Genomic DNA, 4409 nt, shown 5'->3' on the forward strand with positions numbered 1-4409 from the left:
GAAGTACTCGAAGATGCCCATCCGGCTGGTATAGCCCAGGTCGTCACAGGCCGGGCAGCCCACCGCCTCATACAGCTGCGGCGTCCCCATCGGCAGCGGCCGGGCTGCGGCGGCGCGCTCGACCAGCCCCGCGGGGCGTGTCGACCGGGCGGCGGCATTCCGGGGCACAGCCGCCGCACCAGGCGCTGGCCGATGACGCCGGCGATGGTCGAGGTCAGCAGATAGCCGTCGACATGCATGTCCAGCAGCCGGTTGATCGACCCGGTGGCGCTGTTGGTGTGCAGCGTCGACAGCACCAGATGGCCGGTCAGGGCGGCGTGCACGGCGATGTTCGCGGTCTCGCCGTCGCGGATCTCGCCGACCATGATCACGTCGGGATCATGGCGCATGCAGGACCGCAGCACCCGGGCGAAGTCCAGGCCGATCTGGGGGCGGACATTGATCTGGTTGACGCCCTTGATCTGGTATTCGACCGGATCCTCGACCGTCAGGATCTTCCGGCTCGGCTGGTTCAGGATGCGCAGCGCGCCGTACAGCGTCGTGGTCTTGCCGCTGCCGGTCGGGCCGGTGACCAGCAGGATGCCGTGCGGCCGGGCCAGCTGCTTCAGCAGCGTGGCCTCGACATCCGGCGCGAAGCCGATCGCCGACAGCTCGATGTCCATGCCGGCGGTGTCGAGCAGGCGGATGACGACGTTCTCGCCATGCAGCGTCGGCACGGTGGCGACGCGCATGTCCATGCTGCGGCCGCCGACGGTGAAGCGGGCGCGCCCGTCCTGCGGCAGCCGGCGCTCGGCGATGTCCAGCTTGGACAGGATCTTGATCCGGCTGATCAGGGCCGGGGCCAGCCGCACCGGCGGGCCCTTCATCTCGCGCAGCAGCCCGTGGATGCGGTAGCGGACCTTCACCTCGTCGCGGTAGCACTCGACATGGATGTCCGAGGCGTGCATTCGGATCGCGTCGCTGAAGATCTGGTTGACCAGGCGGATGACCGGCGCCTCCTGCGCCAGGTCGCGCAGATGCTGCACGTCCGGGTCGCCGGCCGCCTCCTCGGTCTCGGCGCCGATGTCGTCGACGATCCGCTCGACCGCCGACCGGCCACTGTCGAAATAGCGCGCGAAGGCGTCGTCCAGGTCCTCGGTGGCGGCGACGCAGGGGCGGACCGGCCGGCGCGTCGCCAGCTCCACCGCCTGGCGGGCATAGGCGTCGCCGGGATCGGCCATGGCCAGCGTCACCCCGTCCTCGGCCTCGGCCAGCGGCAGCACCCGGGATTCACGCAGGAAGCGGGGCGACAGCCGGCCGTCGAACAGCGGCGCCGGCGGGAAGGCGTCGGGGCCGACCAGCGGCACGCCGTGCTGCACCGACAGGGCCAGCGCCTGGTCGCGGCCGGACACCAGCCCCAGCTTCGACAGCAGGGCCGGCACGCCGTCGCCCGAATTCTCATGCAGGCGCGAGACCCGCACCCGGTCCTCGGGGCCCAGCTTTCCGAGCTCGACGAGAATGTCCAGGAGCGGTTTCACATTGCCCTTCCGGTGCCGGTCCCCCTGCGCGACCCACCGCGCGCCCTATCATCGCCGGGCGGCGGGCGAGCGGCAATCTCGGCCGTGATGGGACTGCGGTCAAACGAAATGTTTTCGTCTTATCAGAGGGTTACAATCCCGAATTCAATAAAACTTAACAAGAATGCAACAATTTCGATTCGAATCGAGGCCGATTGCTCTTGTCACTTGTCGAGCGACAGCCGGTCGGTTATGGCTCGGCGTCGCTGCCGGGGGATGGCTTCAGTGGCTTTCAGGGCGTTTTCCTTCAGAATCCTTGCGATTCCAATGCTGTTCGCACTGGTGTCGTGCGGCCAGAAGAATGCGGATCAACCGCCCTCGATGTTCGACGACCTGGCCAACAAGTCCCTGGCCGCGCCCGCCGACACCCGCTCCCGCTCCAACGTGGTCGCCTCGGCCGGCCGCACCCAGCCGGTGCGCCAAGCCCAGGTCTTTCCCGGAATCGACGCGGTGCCGGGGGAGCCGGCGGCGGTCGGCTCCCAGATCCAGGCGCAGCCCGGCGGCTATCAGGTCAATTTCAACAATGCCGATCTGGCCCAGGTGGTGCAGGCGGTGCTGGGCGACCTGCTGCACCAGCCCTACAGCATCGATCCGCGGGTCACCGGCACGGTGACGCTGTCGACCCAGGGTCCGATCAAGCCGAACGACCTGGTGGCGATGCTGGAGACGGCGCTTCGCTCCTCCGGCGCCGCGCTGGTGCAGGACGACCGCGCCGGCTACCGGATCGTGCCGCTGGGCGAGGCGGTGTCCGGCCGCACCGTGCTGCAGCTCGGCAACGATCCGAAGCCGCTGCCGGCCGGCTACGGCATCACCATCATCCCGCTGCGCAATGTCTCGGCCGAGACCATCGGCCCGCTGATCGCCCCGGCGGTCAATCCGGAGCTGGTGCGGATCGACTCGACCCGCAACCTGGTGCTGATCTCCGGCACCAGCGCCGACCGGTCGGCGCTGGGCGCCACCGTCGAATCCTTCGACGTCGACTGGCTGCGGGGCATGTCGTCGGGGATCTTCCCGCTGCAGCAGGCGCAGCCCGAGGCCGTGATCAAGGAGCTCAGCGCCGTGTTCGGCGGCGCGCCCGACCGCGGCCCGCTGAAGGGCCTGATCAACTTCATGCCGGTGGAGCGGCTGAACGCCGTGCTGGTGGTCTCCTCCCGTGTCGACAAGCTCAACGAGGCCGGCCGCTGGATCAAGCGGCTGGACCAGGGCGATTCCGACGAGGAGCGGGTCTACGTCTACATGGTGCAGAACGGCACCGCGGCGAACATGGCCCGGGTGCTGGGACAGGCCTTCGGCAAGGTCGACCAGGCCGGCGCCTCGCCCTTCGACGACGAGCTCGGCTCGGACGTCGCCCGCGGCCTCGGGGTTTCGAGCAGCAGCACCGGTACCGACCAGGCCAATGCCTCCGGCACGACGGGCACGACCTCGGGCAGCAATACCCAGTCGACGTCGGGGCAGACGGGCACAGGCACCTCGTCGCAATTCGCGCCGATCGACTTCAACGCCCAGCAGAAGGAAGGCGACGCCTCGATCCTCGGCCTCGCCGGCGCCCAGGCCGGCAAGGCGGCGGTGTTCAAGCTCGACAAGCTGGGCGAGGTGCGGGTGGTTCCCGACCGGGACAAGAACGCGCTCCTGATCCGCGCCCGGCCGGCGGCGTTCCGGCTGATCGAATCGGCGCTGCGCGCGATCGATGCCAGCCCGCTGCAGGTGGTGATCGAGGCGACGATCGCCGAGGTGACGCTGAACGACCGGCTGCAATACGGCGTCCAGTACTATCTCGAAACCGGCTTCGGCTCTGCCGGCTTCACCACGCGCGCGGCCGGCAGCTCGCCGTCCGGATCGCTCGCCACCCCGATCCCGCAGGCCGGCTCCGGCCTCAACCTGGCGATCTCCACCGGTGGCGCCCGGGTCGTCCTCAACGCCCTGTCCTCGATCACCAATGTCCGGGTGGTCTCGGCCCCGACCCTGGCGGTGCTGAACAACCAGACCGCGCGGCTGCAGGTCGGGAACCAGGTGCCGGTGCGGACGCAGCAGAGCCAGTCGATCGACACCAACGGCTCGCCGGTGATCAGCAACATCGAATACAAGGACACCGGCGTGATCCTGAAGGTGACGCCGCGGATCAACTCCAACAACGACGTCAGCATGGATGTGCAGCAGGAGGTGTCGAGCATCGTCAACGACGCCGCCTCCACCCAGGCCGACGCGCTGGCGCCGACGATTTCGACCCGCCGCATCGGCTCGATCGTCTCGGTCGCCAATGGCCAGACCGTGGTGCTGGGCGGGCTGATCCAGGACAGCCAGACGAACGGCCGCGGCGGCGTGCCGGTGCTGCAGGACATTCCGCTGCTCGGCAACCTGTTCTCGTCGACCAGCAACAGCCGCGACCGGACCGAGCTGGTCGTCTTCATCACCCCGCGGGTGATCCGCAACGCCGCCGACGCCCAGGCGATCGCGGAGGAGTTGCGGTCGCGCATGGAGGCGCTGCGGCCGCGCACCACCACCCGGCCGCGCCAGCTCTGACGTGACGCTCGGGCAGATCGGGCTCGTCGCCGTCTCGCCGATCGTCGGCAGCTTTCTCGCCGCCGCGGCGCACCGCCTGCCCGACGACGCCCGCGGCCTGCTGGTCGGCCGCTCGCGCTGCGACCATTGCCGGCAGCCGCTGGCGCTGCGCGACTTGGTGCCGGTGCTCAGCCGGGTCGCCCTGCACGGTCGTTGCCGCATGTGCGGCGGCACGATCGACCCGGCCCATACGGTGATCGAGCTGGCGGCGATCGGCATCGCGTTGCTGGCGCTCGCGGCCGGCGACCCGGCGCTGATGCCCGGCACCTGCATCCTCGGCTGGTGGCTGCTGCT

3 protein-coding genes are annotated in these 4409 nt (G+C 69.6%); 2 read left to right on the forward strand and 1 reads right to left on the reverse strand.

All coding sequences use genetic code 11. From position 1 onward, the window contains the following. A partial coding sequence (locus P409_RS27660) for a GspE/PulE family protein (RefSeq protein WP_052121476.1) occupies positions 1–1517 on the reverse strand: 1517 nt, incomplete at its 3' end. Between the two features lie 360 nt (positions 1518–1877). Between P409_RS27660 and gspD the strand changes: the two genes are divergently transcribed. Both gspD and P409_RS27670 read left to right on the forward strand, forming a co-directional pair. After that, positions 1878–4076 (forward strand): type II secretion system secretin GspD, encoded by a 2199-nt coding sequence (gene gspD / locus P409_RS27665; RefSeq protein ID WP_161790484.1) that lies wholly within the window; start codon positions 1878–1880, stop codon positions 4074–4076. Position 4077: 1 nt separating this feature from the next. After that, a partial coding sequence (locus tag P409_RS27670) for a prepilin peptidase (protein ID WP_161790485.1) occupies positions 4078–4409 on the forward strand: 332 nt, incomplete at its 3' end.

This window comes from Inquilinus limosus MP06 (assembly GCF_000767795.1).
GTDB lineage: Bacteria > Pseudomonadota > Alphaproteobacteria > DSM-16000 > Inquilinaceae > Inquilinus > Inquilinus limosus_E.

Bases quoted from the DNA above. Each gene is read 5' to 3' on its own strand.
- gspD (WP_161790484.1), top strand. From the start codon at position 1,878: ATGTTCGACGACCTGGCCAACAAGTCCCTGGCCGCGCCCGCCGACACC.